Genomic DNA, 19,855 nt, shown 5'->3' on the forward strand with positions numbered 1-19,855 from the left:
ACGGGTGCGTGTGCGGGTACCACGGGTGCGGGTTCGGGTACCACGGGTGCGGGTTCGGGTACAGCTGTTGAAATTATCGTTGGTGGTAGGGGTGAAATAACCGGCTGATTGGTGTTGGGGTCTGGGTTAGTTCCCAAAGCATCAGGTTGTGAAACTTCTAAAGGGGGATCAGGCTGTACTAACTGCGGTACTTCTACTGGGATGTTGGGAATTGCCACAGATGCGGGGGTAGCTGCTCCATTAGAATGCAGGTTATAACCGCATTGACCGCAGAAAGCAGCATCAGCCTGGACAGTTGCGCCACAGTTGGGACAGTGACCAATGGTTGGTAACGGCGTATAACAGGCTTCACACTGGACAGCGCCGTCTGGATTGGGGTGATTGCAATTAGGACAGACGATCATCGATTTAGGTCCTTGTTCAAGATCATCGTAAGATACTCTTCGTAAACATACAAAACACTGTAGACACCAAAATTCTGGAACAGTGTCACACAGAAAAGCGGCCAGGAACAAGCCTGAATCTCCCGGCGATTAGAGATTCGCTCAGGAAAAAACTCTAGCTTGTGATGGTAATCATTACTCCTGATGGGAAAGTCAATCTGGGAGTTCTCATAGCTAGCGTGGTAGAGCCATACCTGCTGCTGCATCCAGCAACCACCACAGTTCGCCTTGGGGTTTAATCAAGCGGGATGGATAAGTAAAATCATCAGCCACAGGGGCGAAGACTTGAGCTAGAGCTGGTCGTTTATTAGCACCAGCAACCATAAAAATCACACTGCGAGCAGCGTTAATAAATGGGTATGTGAAGGTTATGCGGGGGTTTCCGTCTTTGTTACCCACTGTAATCAAGCGGTCATGGACTTTTAAAGCCGCAGTCTGGGGAAACAAAGAAGCGGTATGTGCATCATCACCCATTCCTAGTAATATCACATCTAAAGCGGGAAACTCGTTGGCGGGAGAATGGAAAAATTCTCGCAGATGCTGTTCATGTTTGGTGGCTGATAGGGCTGGATCTCCGTCTAAAGTGGGTATAGCGTGAATATTAGTGGCAGGGATATCAACATGATCTAACCACGCACGCCGCGCCATCAGTTCATTGCTATCAGGATGATCTGGGGGTACATAACGTTCGTCTCCCCAAAAGACATGAATTTTATCCCAAGGGAGTTTTTGACTAGCTATCGCTTCGTACAATGGCTTCGGTGTACTACCACCAGCTAGGGCGATGGTAAATTGTCCGCGTTCCTTAATGGCGGTTGACAACTTGGATAGAATCAAGTCTAGCGATCGCGCCACTAAGTCGGAAATACCCGGAAGAACTTCAACCTTGTTATTCATAGTTTAATCATCATATCGCCCACTTCTGTGCAATACCATAACTAATTTATGACCATTGCCCTTTTTAACTTTTGAAACTTTTAAGGAATTCCCACGGAATTTCCCATTTGCCATGGGATGGGCTACTTAAGCTGTACAGGGACAAAGGCTGATCACCTTATACGCAGGCGGTTAATTACATCTCTAGTTGACTGGTAACAGTTGATCCCAGTCTGAGATTGCCTCTTTCTGAAATATTAACAGTTGCTGAATGCCTTTTTCCGCAAAATCTAGTAGGTGATTTAACTGAGTCCGACTATAACTGCCTTCTTCTGCTGTGCCCTGAATCTCAATTATACCCAGATCTTGGTTCATAACCACATTAAAATCTACTGTTGCTGCCACATCCTCAATATAGTTTAAATCTAAATAAGGCTCGCCTTGCAATAAACCCACGGATATTGCTGCTACTTGTCCAGATAAAGGCGATCGCTCTAATACACCTTGCTGCAACAATTGAGAAACTGCATGAGCTAAAGCCACAAACCCCCCTGTAATCGCTGCTGTTCTAGTTCCAGCATCGGCTTGTAAGACATCAGCATCCACAGTCAGGGTTCTTTCTCCCAAGGCCTCAAAATCAATTGCTCCTCGTAGGCTACGTCCAATTAAACGTTGAATTTCCTGAGTTCGTCCAGACAATTTCAACAATTCCCGAGCTTGCCGTTCTTGTGTGGCAGAAGGCAACATTCTATACTCTGATGTCAACCAACCTTTGCCAGTTCCCGCTAAAAACTTAGGCACACCTTCACTCACACTGACCGTACACAGTACCTGAGTGTCTCCAAATTTTGTGAGGACTGAACCGGGAGCAAAGCGGGTAAAACCCCCATGAAAACTGATAGGACGGACTTGATAGGGTTGTCGACCATCGGGGCGTTGCCAAACCATGAGAATTACCTCAGAAATTTTATACAGACTATACTGCCTATGGCTACGCCACGCAAGGTATCAGATTAGCAGATACAATCTTTCATGGTCAAAATCTTTTATATTTTAGTGCGTTGATAGGAGTTTTAACTTTGTATAAACACAGAAGAAATCGAACTCATCCCAGTCCTTTTTTTTCTAGTAATTACTATAATTATCCCAGTAGATTTTACTAATGTGTGTAAAATTTTCTAATTCTTTGCTATTTTTTTAACTGATTTATGATTGCCCAATTAGAAACTCCCAGCGCCAGTTCAACCCTGAGCTTACCCTATCCAGTGGCAGGATTAGTGCAAGTTTTTACTAGTAAAAAACGTATTTTTTTTACTAGTGTCATAGCCCAAGCCCTGAGAATCGCAGGTCAAGGTACACCAGTATTAGTAGTACAATTTCTCAAAGGTGGTATTCGTCAAGGTCAAGAGCGCCCCATTCAATTAGGGCAAAATTTAGATTGGATTCGCTGTGATGTCCCCCGCTGTATCGACACACCCCATCTAGACCTTGCGGAAGGGGAAGCTTTACAAAAGTTGTGGCAATATACGCAAAAAATAGTAAGTGCGGGTAAATATTCTCTTGTGGTTTTAGATGAATTAAGTTTAGCAATTAATTTTGGCTTAATTCCCGAAACCGAGGTTTTACAATTTCTCGCACAACGCCCGGCTCATGTTGATATTATCCTTACAGGAACAGAGATGCCAAAATCCCTGTTAGATGTAGCAGACCAAATTACCGAAATCCGTCGTAGTCATCGACCTTAACCTGATACCCCAGGCTTATCCACGCATCCAAGAGGTAAGCGAAATGATTGTTGATGTTTGTAGATTTATTTACACAGAGGTCAAACGTGCTAAAAAATGATAAATGGATTATCGAACAAGCCAAACTAGGAATGATTTCTCCATTTGAAAATTCTCTAGTGCGCCAGGTTGAAGATAGGCGAGTCATTAGTTATGGCTTGTCTAGCTATGGCTATGATTTAAGATTGGCTCCCACAGATTTTCGTATTTTTAGACACATTCCAGGTACTATTGTTAATCCTAAGCGGTTTAACCCTGAGAACCTAGAATCGATTCCACTACAAACCGATGAAGATGGATCATTTTTTATTATTCCCGCCAACTCTTACGCCTTGGGTGTATCCCTGGAAAGATTGCGGATTCCTCCGAACATCACAGTTATTTGTATCGGAAAATCAACTATGGCGCGTTGCGGGATTATTGCTAACATAACTCCCGCTGAAGCCTCATGGGAAGGTTTCTTAACTCTGGAATTTAGCAATGCTTCTAGTGCTGACTGTCGCATCTACGCTAATGAGGGCGTGTTGCAGCTCCTATTTTTGGAAGGTGAACCATGTCAAACAACCTACGCGGAACGCTTTGGTAAGTATCAAAATCAAGCCCAAACTGTAACCATTGCCAAGGTTTAGTTTCCACAATTACCGCTCAAAAATTCACAATTTTTGAGCAGGAATCAAAATTGAGTAATATTTAATATTTAGTCGGAGATAGTGCCATCCGGAAGGATAGCATTACGAAAATTCGCTCCTTCCAGGTTGGCGTTGGTCAAATTTGCTGCTCTTAAATTAGCACGATCTAAATCGGCTTTGTGCAGGTTGGCTCCTTCCAAGTTAGCGCCTTCTAAATTTGCAGATGTCAGATAGGTTGTACTTAAATCGGCATTACTCAGATTTGCGGCTTCTAGATGTGCTTTATGCAGATTGGCTTTACTGAGATTGGCACCGCTAAGATCAACTTGATTTAAGATTAATCCACCTAAATTAGCCCTGCTTAAATCTACCTGTGTAAAATCTCGTTCTCCTGCAGCGTAACGTCGCAGAAAATTATCTACGTCCATATGTACCTCAATTACTTATGCAGCACGGCGAGAAGTTAACAAGTTCCACAATAAAATAGCAATAATTGAGCCAATTATTGCTAAGATAATGCCTGCAGCACTAAGAGTAGGAGCCGCTAGAGCAAATCTACCTGTGGCAAAGAATATACCAAGGCTACCACCAATAAAAGCACCGATAATACCCAGTAAGATTGTTCCTAAAATGCCGCCACCTTGATGTCCCGGGTAAATCGCTTTAGCAATAGCTCCAGCAATTAGACCTAAAGCAATCCAAGCAAGAATGTTCATGATTATTAATTTAGTAACTATTATTACTTACAGACATAGGTTAACAATTCAACCCTGGGCATTAAATCTGTCATCAGAACTAATTATTGAGAGCTTCAAGAGAGTATTTGCTTGAGTAGCACTTCTTTTGGTCTATACCTGTTTGGGTAAAACAACCAGATGAGACCTAGAGAGATTTTGGCGCAGCTTTACAAAAAAACAGATAAGCTATTTTATCTAGGCTAATTGTTTAAACTTTACTATGGCAACAATTAACGACAACTATCTGAAGCTGAAAGCTGGTTACTTGTTTCCCGAAATTGCTCGGCGGGTGAATACCTTTGCTCAAGCAAATCCTGATGCGAAAATTATCCGCTTGGGTATTGGTGATGTTACTGAACCTCTACCAGAAGCCTGTCGCACGGCTATGATCGCAGCTGTGGCAGAAATGGGCGATCGCGCTACTTTTAAAGGCTATGGCCCAGAACAAGGTTATGCTTGGCTGCGAGAAAAGATTGCCGCTCAAGATTTTCAAGCCAGAGGGGCTGATATAGATGCCTCAGAAATCTTTATCTCTGATGGTTCTAAGTGCGATACAGGCAACATTCTCGACATTTTTGGCAAAAATAACATTATTGCAGTTACAGACCCTGTATACCCCGTCTATGTGGACACTAATGTTATGGCTGGTAATACCGGGGATGCTAACGATCAAGGGGAATTTGCGGGTTTAGTGTATCTGCCGATTTCGGCTGAAAATAACTTCACAGCTGAGATTCCCTCCCAGAAAGTCGATTTAATTTATCTGTGTTTCCCCAATAATCCTACTGGAGCAACTGCGACCAAGGAACATCTCCAAGCATGGGTAGACTATGCGAGGGCCCATAACTCAATTATTTTCTTTGATGCTGCTTACGAAGCTTATATCACTGATCCGACCATTCCTCACTCAATATATGAAATTGAAGGCGCAAGGGAATGTGCTATTGAGTTTCGTTCTTTCTCTAAGAATGCAGGTTTTACAGGAACCCGTTGCGCGTTAACTGTTGTACCCAAGACTCTAACCGCTAAAGCTGCTGATGGTTCGGATGTGGAATTGTGGAAGTTGTGGAACCGTCGCCAATCCACTAAGTTTAATGGGGTTTCCTACATCATCCAACGGGGTGCTGAAGCTGTATACTCTCAAGCAGGACAAGCACAGATTCAGGCATTGGTAAGTTTTTACCTAGAAAATGCCAAAATTATTCGTGAGCAACTTTCTGGCGCAGGTTTGGCTGTATATGGTGGGATCAATGCTCCTTATGTTTGGGTGAAGACCCCCAATGATTTATCTAGTTGGGACTTTTTTGATAAGCTGCTACAGACTGTAAATGTGGTGGGTACCCCTGGTTCTGGTTTTGGTGCTGCGGGTGAGGGTTATTTCCGCATTTCCGCTTTTAATAGTCGGGAAAATGTGGAGGAAGCTATGAAGCGTATTACTCAGAAGTTTAAGCTGTAAAAGTTTGTGGTGGGCAATGCCCACCTGATCTAAAATATCATCAAGTTAACAGTCATAATATGGGGTTAAATATTTGAATATATTAGGCAAACTTCCAGGTTTAAGTTTAGCGTTAAATTGTTATGCTTTATGGGATGAATTGGTTTAATTCTTTAACTAGAAGATGTACTGTTGTAGAAGGATTATCACTTTCTGGGTTGGGTGGATTATATTGTTTGAGAAGATTTTCAGCATTTTTAATGGCAGTATTTTGTAAATGTTCTATTTGTTCATAAATTTTATTACTGTTTTTATTATATTGTTGATTCAGGTGCGTTTTTAATTTCTTAATATAATCTTCTCTGGTAATTCCGGTATCAAGAAATTCAAAATGTAAAACATACCATAATTCAAAAGCTTCATTAGAATAAGCAACTTTAAATCCTACTCTTTCAGCATTTGCTATTGCATTGTTAAAATCTTGTTTTGGCGAATCATCTCGGTCAAATACACACCAAACTTGGTCATATTCTCCTTTATTTTCAGTATTCAATTCTTGCGCTTTTTCTACTATTTTACTTGGATTATAGCCCAATCCTCGCACATCAATTACATCTTTCCGAACACGAAAAGATTTAAAGTAGTTTGGTTCAGTTTCTTCACCCTCACAGACAATTAAAAATTTTTTTCGTAATTCCCGGGTTCCAACTTTTCTTTCTGAATAAGCACGAGATGATGCTGTCCTAACACTTTTAGCCATTATTATCATCCCAGATTTGGCTCAAGTTACCAATAAAGGGAATAGCGCCATATTTACCTTTAATGTAGTCACTTTCAAATGAAGCGTCATTCCTAATTTTATATTCCACTAGGGAATATAAATCTGTAGCGCCATATTTATTTTTTTCTGTAAACCAAATTTGATCCCTACGAAATAGTTTGTTATTCAGAAGGTTGGTATTATGAGTCATAAATATCAATTGTGCATTCTTATAATTGCTTGCTTGAGAGTTAAACATTTCCACAATTGCTTTACTCATCAAAGGATGAAGTCTTGCATCAAATTCATCAAATATTAAAGTATTACCTTTTTTAAGGGTATGTATTAAAGGTCCCGCTATAGAAAATATTTTTTTCGTTCCTTCCGATTCTTGATTGTCTAAATCAAATGACTCCAGAGATATAAAATTACCTTGATGATCAAATTTTTGATGGATGGTCATTATAGTTCGTGATGTTGCTTTTACAGTTGCGCTCTTAACTTCTTTTAATAGTTCTTCTGGTATTAACAAAGGGTTAAGTGTAACCTCTCTTTCTGTGACCCTGATGTCTCTGATACCTAAATCTAGATTTTTGATTAATTGAATGATTTCTTCTCTATTATCATGACCCGGTTCTAAAAACTTAACTGTGTAACTTAAATAACTATTTAACCCGGAAATTATTTGTATTTTTGTGGTGAGCCAATCTAGTATTTTCTTAGCTATTTCAACATTAAATTGAGCAGCTACTGATATAAATAGTGCATTTTCTCTAGTTTTTGATTGAATGTCTTCTCCTTGAAAATTCTTAGATATATTGAAGTGTTGATCCTTGCGTTCAAAAAGCCGAGTCTGTCTTTTTTTATGCACATAAAATAACCATTCTGAAACAATATTTTTTTGAGTTGCTTCAAAACCATATCGATATGTTTTATTATCTAAAATAAATACAATTTCAAATAAAGATGGTTGGGTTTCAGTTTCGGTGCTAAGTGCAAATGGTTCCACATTTATTGGTTCCGTACTCTGAGTTTCTTTAGAGGAGTTAATCATAAACCATTTCATAAAGTTGATGGCTTTTGCTAGATTACTTTTACCGCTAGCATTAGCACCATAAATGGCAGCACTTTTAAGTAATGTCAGTTGATCATCGACAACAAAAGTATTGTGTTCATCAGTTTTTGTGTCTTTGGCGACAATATTAGCCGCTTTCATGCTAAAGGTAACTTTATCTTTGAATGATCTGTAATTACCAATACTAAACTCTATGAGCATAGTCAATTTTTAGGGCTAAAGGACATATAGCCTTTTTCAGGCTCATGAAGTACACACCAATTCCCTATTCCCTGTTCCCTGTTCCCTGTTCCCTGTTCCCTCAAACTAAAAAAAATTGTACCTCACGAGCATGGTAAATGCTATATTTGTGATTTTTTCACAAATATCTAGTTTAAGCATAACGGTGATTGAGGCGAGGGAGTATAAATACTCTGGTGCAAGTCAGCATGAATAAATTGATGTGAAAGTACCTCTAGATTACAATGAGTGACGGGAGCGTAATCACCCAGAGAAATGAGATGAATGCTGACGAGTTGTTCCAAGAGGGATTCAATAAACATTTGCAAGGTGACTATCTAGAAGCCATAGCAGATTATACTCAAGTTATTGCGACTCAGCCAGGCCAGGCCGAGGCGTACTATAATAGGGGTCTGATTCTCAGCAGTCAACTCAAAGATTATTATGGGGCGATCGCCGACTTTAATCAAGTTATAGAAGTCAATCCCACTCTGTCCGGTGCATATTACAATCGTGGTAATGCCCTTTACTTCTTAGGGGATTATGAGGGTGCTATTGCCGATTTTGAGCAAGCTATAGAAATTGAGCCAGATATTGCTGAGTCATACCACGGTCGGGGTAATGCCTACCTTGGGTTACAGAATTATAACCAAGCGATCGCGGATTATCAACAAGCGATAGAAAAAAATCCTGACTTAGCTACTGATATCCACTTTGATGTTGCTAAGGCTTTACATAATCGGGGTGTAGAGCGTTGTCATCGCAGTGATTATCAAGGAGCGCTTGCGGATTTGCAGCAAGCTTTACAATGGTATCCTGATTTTGCTGCCGCTCACATCGCTAGAGGTAATATCTACTATATTTTAGGGAAGTATGCTGAAGCGATCGCCGACCATGAACGGGCTTTACAAATAGATGCCAATTTGGCTGTAGCTTATCATAATCGAGGTAATGCCCGCTATGCCCTGGGAGAAAATCAGGCCGCGATAGAGGATTACAATCGGGCTTTGAAAATTGACTCTGGCTTTGCTGAAGCTTACTACAATCGGGGTCTTGTTTATTCTCGCCTGGAAGATTTTACGCAAGCAATTGCTGACTTTAACCAAGCACTGAAGTTGAACCCTGATGATGTGCAAGCATACACTGAACTGGGTCTGATTAGAGAAACTTTAAGAGATTATCACCAAGCCCTGGAGGACTATAGCCAAGCACTGCAAAAAAACCCGACTCTAGCTTTAGTATACGGTTTGCGCGCGAATGTACGTCGCCTTGTGGGAGATTTTCAAGGAGCAGTTGATGATAGTAATCGACTTATACAACTTGAGCCGCATTTGGCTACAGGGTACTACCATCGTGCTACAACTTTGTCTAGTTGGGGAGATTATCAAGGGGCTATTGATGATTATACCACGGCATTAAAGATTACTCCTGATTTAGTTGCAGCTTATTATGGTCGAGGTATTGCTCACCATAATTTGGAATATTTCTTCGCCGCAGTTGCAGATAATACTCAAGCCATAGAGTTACTTCCTAACTTTTCCCAAGCTTACTGTAATCGGGGTAATGCTTATCGTCTTTTAGGCGAGGAAGATAAGGCCATAGCAGATTATAATCAAGCATTAGAAATCAATCCCGATTTGATAGAAGCTTACTACAATCGAGCCTCTGTGTGTTACAAGCTCCAAGACTATGAGAGTGCAGTTGCAGACTACACCAATAGCTTGCGTGGCGCAGCCATAGCACTCAAAAGGGAGCCTCTATCTGCTTTTTACCGCGATCTGCTTGCACATGCGCTTCGCTATCGCGCCAATGCTCGCTATGCTCTGGAGGACTATCAAGGAGCAATAGAAGATTATAGTCAAGTTATTTCTATGGAGTCTAGTATAGTGGAAGACTGGTACAATCGGGGTCGCGCCCTTTCTATGTTGGGAGACCTAACCGCTGGGTTGGCTGATTTAAACCAAGCTTTACAACGTCAACCTTATTGGGCTTCAGCTTATATGCTCAGAGCTGATATCCGCCGTCGTCTACAAGACTATGAAGGTGCAATTGGGGATTTTCAAAAATGTGCTGATATCTATTATCAAGAAGGAAATATGGAGTATTATCAACCAATTCTCGAAGCGATCGCAAAGCTTGAGCGTCTCTAATCTTAGTATAAAACGTCTATGCAGCACCTCCACATTTTTGTTACCAGATATTTAGAAAATAACTGTATGAAATTGTATAGTTTTATGTTTCTTTTTATCAAATTATGTTAATGTGACCTGTAATACTGTTGCCTAAACAATAATTTTGCTAGAGTATATTCAAGGCTTTGTGGAATCTTCTATTCGTAAACTTCCTGTGCTTGTAGAAATTACGATTAACTTACCGAACTAAGATTATGTACCGCCTCACCTATCGCTTGTTTGTAGGTTTGAAGGCTGCTATGTTCTCTCTGCCTATTTCCCTAGGAAACAATAGTACTAAACACCTACCTGAGTGTAACTTTATGATGTATGACACTGGACTTAACTTCGACCGTGGATCTGGACGCATTGCCACGGGTTACTAAATCCGCCTTCATTAAATGAAGTATTGCCTCATTTGAGTGATTACTGAAATATTCATGGAGGAAATTCAGACGTAGATAGCTTGGGTAGCGAACCTGTCGCCAATCCTTTATCCTGGATATTATACCATAATCCAGAACTTGGCCAAGCTATCGCCATAAAATACTATTACCCCCAGGTCATTTAGTTGATGACCTGTTATTTTCTCTTAAATTTCTGTGAATAGACACCAAAGCCCAAACAATATATTATAAAATTTATACAGTTGAATATTAAAAATATTCTGGATATTTAGCAAAAAAAAGCATCATTTAACAAAATGGCTCAAGAAATAGAGCGTAAATATTTGCTCCAAGGGGATAGTTGGCGCGAATTATGCATAGGAAGTGTATATTGTCAAGGATATATTCCGACGAAAAATCAAGTGACTGTACGTGTGCGTATAGTAGGACAACAAGGTTATTTAACGATTAAAGGACCTAGTGTTGAATGCTCAAGGTTAGAGTTTGAGTATCCCATCCCTGTGGAAGATGCTCAAGAAATGCTCAATACATTGTGTGAACAGCCTTGGATTGAAAAGATTAGATACAAAGTAGAATGGGGAGGGTTAACATGGGAAATAGACGAGTTTGATGGTTTAAACAAGGGGCTAATCCTAGCAGAAGTTGAACTCAATGATGCCAATCAAGAAATTGAACTACCGCCTTGGATTGGGGAAGAAGTATCTCACGATCACAGATATTTTAACAGCTATTTGGTCAAACACCCATTTTCACAATGGTTGAGATAGCTTCGCAGTGGGTGTCACTGACGGAATAAATGTTACTAATTATATCAATAATCTCCAAGTTTGTTTAGCCGGATGTTTTGAAGAAAATATGGTTTTTGCATATACCCAAGCCCTGGTGACTATAGCATCTGTTAACTGGGAAAAATTAGTTAATTTCTATACTCAGCTACTTGAGGAACAACCATCTTCTCTCATCCCCAGTGTCTATGCAGAGTTTCAACTTCCGGGTTTAAGATTGGGTATTTTTCAACCTGACAAGAACCACACATGGGAATTTGCCACCTCAGCTAAGAGTAAGATCAGTTTATGTTTAGAAGTGAGTAATTTAGAAGCAGCGATCGCTCACCTGACAAACTTAGGCTACCCACCCCCCGGTAAAATCTCCACACCTTCCCATGGGAGAGAAATTTATGCTTATGACCCCGATGGCAACCGCTTAATTTTACATCAAAAATACACCTGATCCATCGCTTTTGTACAAAAGAGTGCTATAATCACTACCTATTGGCCATTAATTATGTCTTTAACTCAAAACTATAAATTAAACCTGATCCAATGGTATCCAGGTCATATTGCTAAGGCGGAAAAGCAGCTCAAAGAACAGCTGACCCGGGTAGATGTGGTGTTGGAAGTACGAGACGCGCGGATTCCTTTAGCAACACACCACCCCCAAATAGATGAATGGGTGGGGGATAAAGCGCGGATATTGGTATTAAACCGATTAGATATGATTTCCCCCCAAGTGCGATCGCTTTGGGTAGATTGGTTTAAACATCAAGGTCAAGTTGCCTATTTTACCAATGCTAAACAAGGTCAAGGTGTGGTGGCGATCGCCAAGGCCGCCCAAGCAGCAGGGGTAAAACTCAATCAAAGAAGACGCGATCGCGGGATGTTACCTCGTCCAGTGCGAGCAGTAGTGATTGGATTTCCCAACGTCGGGAAATCAGCCTTAATTAACCGTCTTTTAGGAAAGCGAGTGGTAGAAAGTGCTGCGCGTCCAGGGGTGACTCGCTCCTTACGCTGGGTGAGAATTTCTGAACACTTAGAATTACTAGATGCTCCTGGGGTTATTCCCTTAAAAATGGGAAATCAAGAAGCGGCCGCCAAGTTAGCAATTTGTGATGACATTGGTCAAGCATCTTATGATAATCAGCTAGTAGCATCTACTTTGATCGACTTACTCAACGAACTGCAAGAGACAGCAGGAAACTTATTACCACCGTCACCCTTATATACCCGCTACCAACTTGACCCGGTGCTGTACACAGGCGAAAGCTATTTACACGCCTTAGCAGAACATCGCTATCAAGGGGACGTAGAACGCACAGCCAGACATCTGTTAACAGATTTTCGTAAGGGCTTATTAGGTACAATCCCCTTAGAATTACCACGTAAGTAACATGGTAAAACTCTTGTGATGCGGGCATCTTGCCCGCTACTATTGTACCTCACAAGAGATGAATATGCTTTAGTGAGTTGTGCGCCGGAGCCTCCCCAGGCGATCACCGTTTTAAGCCAGGCGTTTAGCTTCCACAGTTAGCGGTAAACTAGCCGCATCTGGTAATTGAGCAAATTCTAATTCCCAGCCATTGGCTAAAGTGAGAACTATCCCATCATTACCATCTGTTTGTTTAACTACTTCTTCCTCAAGGTCTTTTTTAGCAACGTAAGCAACTAAATGGCCTGCATCGTTCATCCGTAGCATTACTTTCATGAGTTCTCCTCAACCGATTCTAGTTCTCTTTTCCGACAACCGACAACGAACCCCGTCTCTAGAAAATGCACCGCATAAATATAGGAAGTTTGTAGATAAGTACCTATACTCGCTATGTAGCCAATATCCCCTATATTACCTAAAACAGCCCCGATTTCTTGACCGGGAAATGTACCATCGTTTTTGATTAGTTTACGAAGTCTGACTTTTTGACCGATTTCAAAAACAGGCGGTAAGTTTAGTTCTAATTCATCACGTTGCATGAGAGTACCTCTGTTCTCTTACCAAGCTCAAAAGTTCTTCTACAGTCAGATTGCGTTTTTGCTTAATTGACTGCTGGCGAACTGCATCCAATACAGACTGGGTTTCCTCCGGGTCAAGAAAAATGTCGTTTTGCTGTAACAAACTATTAATGTGATGTCTACCAGAATGCTTACCCACTACCAAACGCCTTTCCCAACCTACCTCTTCCGGTGCGAATGGTTCGTAGGTGAGGGGGTTTTGCAATACGCCGTGAGCATGAATTCCCGACTCATGAGCGAAGGTATTTTCGCCCACAATTGCTTTCCAGGGTGGAACATGAGAATTGGATGCTGAAGCAACCAGTTGTGATAGTTCCAACAAACGGCGAGTATCAACACCCAAATTAATGCCGTAAATGCGTTTAATGGACATGACCACTTCTTCTAAAGCTGCATTTCCCGCCCTTTCCCCTACGCCGTTAACTGTGGTATTTACAGATGTAGCTCCAGCTTTGATACCAGCTAGGGCGTTAGCAGTGGCCAAGCCAAAATCATTATGAGTGTGAATTTCTACAGGAATGGACAAAGCCGAAACCAATTGTTTAACTTTGGCGTAGGTGCTGAAGGGGTCGAGAACGCCCACAGTATCGCAGAAGCGAAAACGTGACGCGCCCCATTCTTGGGCATTAAGTGCTACATCTAACAGGAAGTTGGGGTCAGCTCTAGAAGAATCTTCACCGCCTACTGCTACCCAAAGACCTTTATCTACTGCAAAGCTGATACAGTCTTTGAGTTTTTGTAAACTTACCCGCCATTGACCATGAAATTTAGCAGCGATTTGGATTCCAGAAACCGGAATAGCAATATGTACTCGCTGTAAACCACAGGTCATGGAGGCTTTGATATCTGAAATTACAGCCCGGTTCCAGCCCAGAAGCTTGGCTTGCAAACCTAACTGGGAAATTGCTATAATGGCGTGTGTCTCTGCATCTCCCATGGCTGGAATTCCCACTTCTAACTCGGGAATACCAATAGCGTCCAGAAATTTGGCGATCGCGACTTTTTCTTCAAAAGTGAAAGCAACACCTGCTGCTTGTTCACCATCACGTAATGTAGTGTCATTAATTAAGATTTCATTCATCTCAAACATCCCTCTTAGGAACCATTCTTAATATTCCTTGTGTTTTGGCAGCTTATTTCCCTGAAAAGTTTAGTAAATGCCTAATGCAAATGCTGATACCCGGCGTGGCGTAACCATAGGATGAATGGTAAATGCTATAAACTCTCAGATTTAATATTTCATCTTCATGATTATTAAATCATAACTAAATTAACACATCATATCTGTATGACATCAAACCAAATATAGGTATATTTTAGAATTATTTTCACTATTGCTAAATCATCTATTTTGTAATAGCGATTAATTTATAGTCATCCTATTTGACTTGAGAAATTATCAGTGAGGAAAGGGAACAGGGAACAGAAATTGTTCATGAATCATTTAGGATTGCTTTATTTAACTATTAGTAAATTAGAGCATAAAGCTGAGAAAAATAATCATTTGGTCAGTTAGCTGAGGTCAACCGATGAAAATTAGACATGACATCTGTTAACGATGGTTATCTAGCCAATCTAGAATCTGCTCTAATTGCTCTAAGTTAACCAGTCCATATTGCCACAGGAGCATTGGTAACGGACCATTATCAAACTGACGGTGGCGTAAGGCTACAGCAATATCTGCATTTGTCAGTTCTATCTCCTGATGTAAAAAGTTGATGAATTTTCTTTCACTGTTACAGGTAGTCATAAGTTGATAGGAAAATGAACAAATAAGAGAGGACATTTAGGAGTTGTCTGCATCGGAGCAACGTTCTAGCCAATCTACTAATTCCTGGCGAGAAGCGAGAAATTGCATCAGGATACTGCGAATCAGGATGGCTTCTAGCACGTTATTGACTTGGACTGTTAAGGAACCATCACTGTGACAACAGCAGGGAATCATTAATTCTTGCAAACGTTGAGCAATGAGCCAGCGAATTGACAAGAGCTTTCCGCGCATCCCAAAAACAGCGCTTGGTCCATCGCATAAGGAAATCTGCAAAACTTGCTCGTCTGGGAAATCAGAACTATGAGGTGTAAACATGATGAATAAGTTGTCAATAGTTCTTCGTCCTGGGTTTACATCAAAAAGCCTTGTGCTATTTTCTGCTTATATCAGGTGACTCCCAACAGGACACTACAACCAATGCTGATTGGATTTATTGGATTAATTACATTTGTACTCAAGTATCTTCAAGGGTGATTTCAGGGAAATTTAAAATTTTCCTGGGGGTAGGGTACTAGTATTGAATAATAGGGGTTCTAGTTTTCTGAGGTGAGGGGGTTCAGCATTTTTCTACTCAATACAAAATACTTCACCTGTAAGAGTTTGCAGCGAATTAGGCAAGTTATTTTGCAATTTATTAAGTTGTACTCACTGGCACGTCAAGATGAGGTAAACAGCATGATAAGTCATATATCTGTATAGCCAGCTACGATTCCTATTCTAGGATTTCGCCAGGGAAAAAACAGGTTTCTTTATTTTGTTTTAGGTTTTTTTGTCTGTGTATATGTATACGTTTCTTAATATAAACTTTGTCAAACTTTACTTATCTGCAGAAGACACTCAGGGGAATGCTAGAGTGTAATTTATTTACGCAAGTTTACTTGTGCTAATACACCGATAGTGTGCATTGCCAAATTCCATGAAACAGCAGAAAAATCTATTCAGCCATCTCACCGCCATTGAAAGAACTTCCTTATCATTTCCGGCAGAGTTTTTATTAAATCAAAACCTGTTAAAAGGCCAAATATTAGATTTTGGTTGCGGTTTTGGTAATGATGTCAAGATGATCAGTCAAAAAGGCTTTGATATTACAGGCTATGACCCTCATTATTTTCCCCAATATCCTCAAGTCAAGTTTGACACAATAATTTGTTTTTATGTTTTAAATGTTGTGTTCCCTGAAGAACAAGCTAATATCCTCATGGAAGTATCTCATCTGTTAAAACCAGGAGGTAAAGCTTATTATGCCGTGAGGAGAGATATCAAAAGGGAAGGATTTAGAGAACATTATGTCCACAAAAAGCCTACATATCAATGTTTAGCTAGACTTCCCTTTAACTCATTGTACTCAGATGAAATGCGCGAAATATATGAATATGTTCATTATAATCAACAGCGAAATTCTACCAATTATTGTATATTTTGTAATCCTCACAAACATCTCAGATTAGTGACAGAATCAGCGACCGCCTATGCTATGTTTGACGGTTATCCCATCAGTAAAGGTCACACTTTAGTTATTCCTAAACGTCATATTAGTAATTATTTTGACTTACCACTCAAAGAACAGTCTGCTTGCTGGTTGATGGTGAATAAAGTCCAGGAAATTCTCAAAACAGAATTTGCGCCTGATGGTTTTAATGTCGGTATGAACGTCAATAGAGCGGGGGGTCAAAATATTATGCACGCCAGTATTCATGTTATCCCTCGTTACAAAGGTGATGCTGTTGGTAAAAGTGGTATCAGAAAAGTGATCCCTCGGACATGAGAAATTGCCGCGACCAATTCCTGAACTGACATATCGACATACAGACGGGGGTAAGAGGATGTTTGTCAAGTCGTGATTAGTGTATCAACTATTGTTTGACCCCACCCTCACCTTTCCCTTTATAAGGGAAAGGGGACTTTATTTTATTGTTTCGGCGTGTTCGGTGTGTTCCCCATTCCCTGTTCCCCATTCCCTGTTCCCTGTTCCCTGTTCCCTAAGATAAAAATTACCTGTTGAAAACTTATAAAACATCCTCTAAGATATCCACCCCAGAAGATTTATGTTGGTTTGATTTGCTGGAAACCTGTTGTATGATTCAAGCTACTTTTCACCGGATAAGTTTACCATATCTAAACTTGTTGGAATTAAGATTTCTCAAACCTTTTGAGCATTTTTTAGGTATTTTTATCAGGAGAAAATTAAATAAATATAAAAGGCAACTTTTGCGCCAGAAAAAATGATATGTTAGATACATAATTAAACTGTCGCCATTTCTCAATTTTGACTTTGCAAAATCCTCAACTTCTGCCTATTTAGGGATATATGCTCACTATGAACTGATCATTTTTGCTTATAGCCATTAATTCTCAATAGCTGTATGATCAGAGTTAATGTAGTTGTTTGTTGAGTGTTGATTATGCAATGTATCCAGATTTTTCAGATATTGCATCATTCTCAAAAGCACCTGATTAACAGCGGTTGTGCCAGGGAAAATTAAGAGTTTAAGTTTTATTTTTTCTCAACAAACCGCCTGATTTAGCCAGGTGCTAGGACTTGAGGTTAATTGTCAGTAAAAATTAAATAAAGATGAACTGCATTTTTACGTCAAAAAAAATGATAGGTTAGATACAGAATGGAATTTCCCATGTATTTGGAGTGGTACGACATAAACCTGCTCTGTGTTTTTCACCCATTGAGCCGCTATTCCTGGTAATGAGAAATAGGACTTAATGCGGTTTTGAGTACAGATTTATGTACCTGAAAGTCGATAAATAATAGGCTAAAACCCTAACTATAAATGGGTTTGAACTGAGTACTAAGAAATCCTGAACCCCTATTTATAAATTCTCGTACCCCAATTGAAAAATACTAGAACCCCTAACCGAAAAAAAAATTATTAATCTTTGTAAAACCCACACAGTCGGGGTGGTAAAATTTGAGTACAAGGGTAATAAATCCAATAAATTCTATCCTCCATAGGCTCGGCAAGTATTTGAGAAGTACTGCTATAAATCTTATATCGCCAATCACTCAACGCCCTAAACACAAGGAACAGCGAAGAGTGAGTGGAGGGATGAGATAGCACCATGCCTTTGTGAAGAGAAGTCGCGGCTGTACTCAATAACTTCGACCCCAGATCAAAAAGTTGACACACACCAGCCACACCTCAGTCAATAGTTATCAAACTGTTAACTGCAGTGAAGAGAAGACGCGACTTCATTTCCTAGGTAAAGACAGTAGCAACGGCATCTCCCACTGTGGCCTTTAGCCCACTGAACCCTTGCGAAATTCAATGACACTACCGTCTAGCGGACTCCTCACCTCCGAGCATCAGGAACCAGCATCAAACCCAGCAAAATCAGGTGGTTGTGGATGCGACAGCAGCACCACCGGAGAAATGGATCAAAAGCTTCAAGAACGTATCGCCAAACATCCCTGTTATAGCGAAGACGCTCATCACCACTACGCCAGAATGCACGTTGCAGTTGCACCAGCCTGTAATATTCAATGCAACTATTGTAACCGTAAATACGATTGTGCTAACGAAAGTCGTCCTGGAGTAGTGAGCGAACTGCTGACACCAGAAGAAGCTGCACACAAGGCTTTGGTAATTGCAGGTAAAATTCCCCAAATGACAGTGGTGGGAATTGCCGGACCTGGTGACCCATTGGCGAATCCTGAAAAGACTTTCCGTACATTTGAATTGATTGCAGACAAGGCACCAGATATTAAGCTTTGCCTTTCAACTAATGGTTTAATGTTACCAGAATACATTGACCGCATCAAACAACTAAATATAGATCACGTTACTATTACCCTGAATACCATAGACCCAGAAATCGGCGCTCAGATTTATTCTTGGGTTCACTACAAGCGCAAGCGTTATAGAGGTGTTGAAGGTGCTAAAATTCTGCTAGAGAAGCAGATGGAAGGATTACAAGCACTCAAAGAGGCTGATATTTTGTGCAAAGTTAACTCCGTGATGATTCCGGGGATTAATGATCAGCACCTGATCGAAGTCAATAAAATGATTCGTGAAAATGGTGCATTCTTGCACAACATTATGCCTTTGATTTCAGCACCGGAACATGGTACACATTTTGGCTTAACAGGTCAACGTGGCCCTACACCTAAGGAAGTGAAGGCACTACAAGACAATTGCGCCGGTAATATGAAAATGATGCGCCATTGTCGTCAATGCCGAGCCGATGCGGTAGGATTATTAGGAGAAGACCGCAGCCAGGAATTTACTAAGGATAAGTTCTTGGAAATGTCCCCAGAATATGACCTGGAACAACGGACTGTTGTTCATGAAGGGATTGAGAAGTTTAAACAAGAACTAAAAATAGCCAAGGAAAAGGCGCAGAAGGGCAAGAAATTTGCCAATAATCCTAAAATCTTGGTTGCAGTAGCCACCAAGGGCGGTGGGTTGGTTAACCAACACTTCGGTCATGCGAAGGAATTCCAGATTTATGAGGTGGATGGTAATCAAGTTAGCTTTGTTGGTCATCGTAAAATTGACCAATATTGTCAAGGTGGATTTGGAGAAGAAGCCACTTTTGAGCATATTATGGCAGCGATCGCAGATTGCAAAGCAATTTTAGTCTCTAAGATTGGTAACTGTCCTCAAGAGAAATTGCAAGCAGCGGGAATACAGACTGTTGAAGCTTACGACGTGATTTCAAAAGTTGCTTTGGAATTTTACGAGCAATATATCCAGGAATTAGCCAATCAGGATTAGGGAGTAGGGAATAGGGGAGATATTTCCCCATACCCAGT

21 protein-coding genes and 1 pseudogene are annotated in these 19,855 nt (G+C 40.6%); 10 read left to right on the forward strand and 12 right to left on the reverse strand.

What is annotated here, in order from left to right:
- From NWP22_RS02825 to rph, 3 genes are all read right to left on the reverse strand, one after another.
- Positions 1 to 404: zinc ribbon domain-containing protein (locus NWP22_RS02825; RefSeq protein ID WP_280801489.1), on the reverse strand; the 404-nt coding region annotated here is incomplete at its 3' end.
- 213 nt (positions 405 to 617) lie between these two features.
- The gene (gene pgl / locus NWP22_RS02830) at positions 618 to 1,340 is read right to left on the reverse strand and encodes a 6-phosphogluconolactonase (RefSeq protein WP_271733926.1); all 723 of its coding nucleotides are present in this window, start codon (positions 1,338 to 1,340) and stop codon (positions 618 to 620) included.
- A 183-nt stretch (positions 1,341 to 1,523) separates the two neighbouring features.
- Positions 1,524 to 2,267, reverse strand: coding sequence for a ribonuclease PH (gene rph, locus NWP22_RS02835; protein WP_271733925.1), 744 nt, complete (start codon positions 2,265 to 2,267; stop codon positions 1,524 to 1,526).
- A 260-nt stretch (positions 2,268 to 2,527) separates the two neighbouring features.
- Between rph and NWP22_RS02840 the strand changes: the two genes are divergently transcribed.
- Both NWP22_RS02840 and dcd read left to right on the forward strand, forming a co-directional pair.
- A complete protein-coding gene (locus tag NWP22_RS02840) occupies positions 2,528 to 3,064 on the forward strand; it encodes a P-loop NTPase family protein (protein WP_271733924.1) in 537 nt (178 codons plus the stop codon).
- Positions 3,065 to 3,150: 86 nt separating this feature from the next.
- Entirely contained in the window at positions 3,151 to 3,732 is a 582-nt protein-coding gene (dcd, locus tag NWP22_RS02845; protein ID WP_271733923.1) for a dCTP deaminase, read from the forward strand.
- Between the two features lie 68 nt (positions 3,733 to 3,800).
- On the opposite strand, the gene NWP22_RS02850 is transcribed toward dcd, so the two are convergent.
- A complete protein-coding gene (locus tag NWP22_RS02850) occupies positions 3,801 to 4,160 on the reverse strand; it encodes a pentapeptide repeat-containing protein (RefSeq protein WP_271733922.1) in 360 nt (119 codons plus the stop codon).
- Positions 4,161 to 4,175: 15 nt separating this feature from the next.
- Entirely contained in the window at positions 4,176 to 4,448 is a 273-nt protein-coding gene (locus tag NWP22_RS02855; protein ID WP_271733921.1) for a GlsB/YeaQ/YmgE family stress response membrane protein, read from the reverse strand.
- A 241-nt stretch (positions 4,449 to 4,689) separates the two neighbouring features.
- On the opposite strand from NWP22_RS02855, the gene NWP22_RS02860 reads away from it, so the two are divergent.
- Positions 4,690 to 5,925 (forward strand): LL-diaminopimelate aminotransferase, encoded by a 1,236-nt coding sequence (locus NWP22_RS02860; protein WP_271733920.1) that lies wholly within the window; start codon positions 4,690 to 4,692, stop codon positions 5,923 to 5,925.
- Between the two features lie 127 nt (positions 5,926 to 6,052).
- Here NWP22_RS02860 and NWP22_RS02865 read toward each other — a convergent pair whose 3' ends face one another.
- Complete coding sequence (locus tag NWP22_RS02865; protein WP_280801490.1) at positions 6,053 to 6,664, reverse strand: RloB family protein; 612 nt, start codon at positions 6,662 to 6,664, stop codon at positions 6,053 to 6,055.
- Complete coding sequence (locus NWP22_RS02870; RefSeq protein ID WP_271731333.1) at positions 6,657 to 7,940, reverse strand: AAA family ATPase; 1,284 nt, start codon at positions 7,938 to 7,940, stop codon at positions 6,657 to 6,659. Before NWP22_RS02870 ends, NWP22_RS02865 begins: the two co-directional genes overlap by 8 nt.
- Positions 7,941 to 8,239: 299 nt before the next feature.
- Between NWP22_RS02870 and NWP22_RS02875 the strand changes: the two genes are divergently transcribed.
- The 5 genes from NWP22_RS02875 to ylqF all read left to right on the forward strand — a co-directional run bounded on the left by NWP22_RS02875 (position 8,240) and on the right by ylqF (position 12,702).
- Positions 8,240 to 10,108, forward strand: coding sequence for a tetratricopeptide repeat protein (locus NWP22_RS02875; protein WP_271731335.1), 1,869 nt, complete (start codon positions 8,240 to 8,242; stop codon positions 10,106 to 10,108).
- A 236-nt stretch (positions 10,109 to 10,344) separates the two neighbouring features.
- A complete protein-coding gene (locus NWP22_RS02880) occupies positions 10,345 to 10,515 on the forward strand; it encodes a hypothetical protein (RefSeq protein ID WP_271731336.1) in 171 nt (56 codons plus the stop codon).
- Positions 10,516 to 10,832: 317 nt separating this feature from the next.
- Positions 10,833 to 11,303: a CYTH domain-containing protein gene (locus tag NWP22_RS02885; protein WP_271731337.1), complete on the forward strand. Its 471-nt coding sequence runs from the start codon at positions 10,833 to 10,835 to the stop codon at positions 11,301 to 11,303.
- Between the two features lie 88 nt (positions 11,304 to 11,391).
- Positions 11,392 to 11,766 (forward strand): VOC family protein, encoded by a 375-nt coding sequence (locus tag NWP22_RS02890; protein WP_271731351.1) that lies wholly within the window; start codon positions 11,392 to 11,394, stop codon positions 11,764 to 11,766.
- A 54-nt stretch (positions 11,767 to 11,820) separates the two neighbouring features.
- Positions 11,821 to 12,702 (forward strand): ribosome biogenesis GTPase YlqF, encoded by an 882-nt coding sequence (gene ylqF, locus NWP22_RS02895; protein WP_280801491.1) that lies wholly within the window; start codon positions 11,821 to 11,823, stop codon positions 12,700 to 12,702.
- A 111-nt stretch (positions 12,703 to 12,813) separates the two neighbouring features.
- Here ylqF and nifT read toward each other — a convergent pair whose 3' ends face one another.
- From nifT to NWP22_RS02920, 5 genes and pseudogenes are all read right to left on the reverse strand, one after another.
- Positions 12,814 to 13,017: a putative nitrogen fixation protein NifT gene (gene nifT, locus NWP22_RS02900; RefSeq protein ID WP_271731339.1), complete on the reverse strand. Its 204-nt coding sequence runs from the start codon at positions 13,015 to 13,017 to the stop codon at positions 12,814 to 12,816.
- Positions 12,962 to 13,280 (reverse strand): annotated as a pseudogene (locus NWP22_RS02905) (nitrogen fixation protein NifZ). The gene nifT and the pseudogene NWP22_RS02905 overlap by 56 nt, the downstream one beginning before the upstream one ends.
- Positions 13,270 to 14,400: a homocitrate synthase gene (gene nifV / locus NWP22_RS02910; RefSeq protein ID WP_271731340.1), complete on the reverse strand. Its 1,131-nt coding sequence runs from the start codon at positions 14,398 to 14,400 to the stop codon at positions 13,270 to 13,272. The pseudogene NWP22_RS02905 and the gene nifV overlap by 11 nt, the downstream one beginning before the upstream one ends.
- Before the next feature lie 471 nt (positions 14,401 to 14,871).
- A complete protein-coding gene (locus NWP22_RS02915) occupies positions 14,872 to 15,069 on the reverse strand; it encodes a DUF2949 domain-containing protein (RefSeq protein ID WP_271731341.1) in 198 nt (65 codons plus the stop codon).
- Between the two features lie 36 nt (positions 15,070 to 15,105).
- Positions 15,106 to 15,405, reverse strand: coding sequence for an Asr1405/Asl0597 family protein (locus NWP22_RS02920; protein WP_280801492.1), 300 nt, complete (start codon positions 15,403 to 15,405; stop codon positions 15,106 to 15,108).
- Between the two features lie 601 nt (positions 15,406 to 16,006).
- On the opposite strand from NWP22_RS02920, the gene NWP22_RS02925 reads away from it, so the two are divergent.
- Positions 16,007 to 16,855, forward strand: a complete 849-nt coding sequence (locus NWP22_RS02925) for an HIT domain-containing protein (RefSeq protein WP_271731343.1) — start codon at positions 16,007 to 16,009, stop codon at positions 16,853 to 16,855.
- Between the two features lie 1,513 nt (positions 16,856 to 18,368).
- Positions 18,369 to 19,817: a nitrogenase cofactor biosynthesis protein NifB gene (gene nifB / locus NWP22_RS02930; protein WP_271731344.1), complete on the forward strand. Its 1,449-nt coding sequence runs from the start codon at positions 18,369 to 18,371 to the stop codon at positions 19,815 to 19,817.
- Positions 19,818 to 19,855: the final 38 nt, after the last annotated feature.

This window comes from Anabaenopsis tanganyikae CS-531 (genome assembly GCF_029891675.1).
Classification (GTDB): Bacteria; Cyanobacteriota; Cyanobacteriia; order Cyanobacteriales; family Nostocaceae; genus Anabaenopsis; species Anabaenopsis arnoldii.

Excerpts from the sequence above, each read along its gene's own strand:
- ylqF (WP_280801491.1), top strand. The coding sequence starts at position 11,821 with ATGTCTTTAACTCAAAACTATAAATTAAACCTGATCCAATGGTATCCA.
- NWP22_RS02885 (WP_271731337.1), top strand. The coding sequence starts at position 10,833 with ATGGCTCAAGAAATAGAGCGTAAATATTTGCTCCAAGGGGATAGTTGG.
- NWP22_RS02850 (WP_271733922.1), bottom strand. The coding sequence starts at position 4,160 with ATGGACGTAGATAATTTTCTGCGACGTTACGCTGCAGGAGAACGAGAT.
- NWP22_RS02880 (WP_271731336.1), top strand. The coding sequence starts at position 10,345 with ATGTACCGCCTCACCTATCGCTTGTTTGTAGGTTTGAAGGCTGCTATG.
- rph (WP_271733925.1), bottom strand. The coding sequence starts at position 2,267 with ATGGTTTGGCAACGCCCCGATGGTCGACAACCCTATCAAGTCCGTCCT.
- NWP22_RS02890 (WP_271731351.1), top strand. The coding sequence starts at position 11,392 with ATGGTTTTTGCATATACCCAAGCCCTGGTGACTATAGCATCTGTTAAC.
- NWP22_RS02920 (WP_280801492.1), bottom strand. The coding sequence starts at position 15,405 with ATGTTTACACCTCATAGTTCTGATTTCCCAGACGAGCAAGTTTTGCAG.
- nifB (WP_271731344.1), top strand. The coding sequence starts at position 18,369 with ATGACACTACCGTCTAGCGGACTCCTCACCTCCGAGCATCAGGAACCA.
- nifV (WP_271731340.1), bottom strand. The coding sequence starts at position 14,400 with ATGAATGAAATCTTAATTAATGACACTACATTACGTGATGGTGAACAA.
- NWP22_RS02915 (WP_271731341.1), bottom strand. The coding sequence starts at position 15,069 with ATGACTACCTGTAACAGTGAAAGAAAATTCATCAACTTTTTACATCAG.
- NWP22_RS02925 (WP_271731343.1), top strand. The coding sequence starts at position 16,007 with ATGAAACAGCAGAAAAATCTATTCAGCCATCTCACCGCCATTGAAAGA.
- NWP22_RS02840 (WP_271733924.1), top strand. The coding sequence starts at position 2,528 with ATGATTGCCCAATTAGAAACTCCCAGCGCCAGTTCAACCCTGAGCTTA.
- nifT (WP_271731339.1), bottom strand. The coding sequence starts at position 13,017 with ATGAAAGTAATGCTACGGATGAACGATGCAGGCCATTTAGTTGCTTAC.
- NWP22_RS02855 (WP_271733921.1), bottom strand. The coding sequence starts at position 4,448 with ATGAACATTCTTGCTTGGATTGCTTTAGGTCTAATTGCTGGAGCTATT.
- pgl (WP_271733926.1), bottom strand. The coding sequence starts at position 1,340 with ATGAATAACAAGGTTGAAGTTCTTCCGGGTATTTCCGACTTAGTGGCG.
- NWP22_RS02860 (WP_271733920.1), top strand. The coding sequence starts at position 4,690 with ATGGCAACAATTAACGACAACTATCTGAAGCTGAAAGCTGGTTACTTG.
- NWP22_RS02870 (WP_271731333.1), bottom strand. The coding sequence starts at position 7,940 with ATGCTCATAGAGTTTAGTATTGGTAATTACAGATCATTCAAAGATAAA.
- NWP22_RS02865 (WP_280801490.1), bottom strand. The coding sequence starts at position 6,664 with ATGGCTAAAAGTGTTAGGACAGCATCATCTCGTGCTTATTCAGAAAGA.
- NWP22_RS02875 (WP_271731335.1), top strand. The coding sequence starts at position 8,240 with ATGAATGCTGACGAGTTGTTCCAAGAGGGATTCAATAAACATTTGCAA.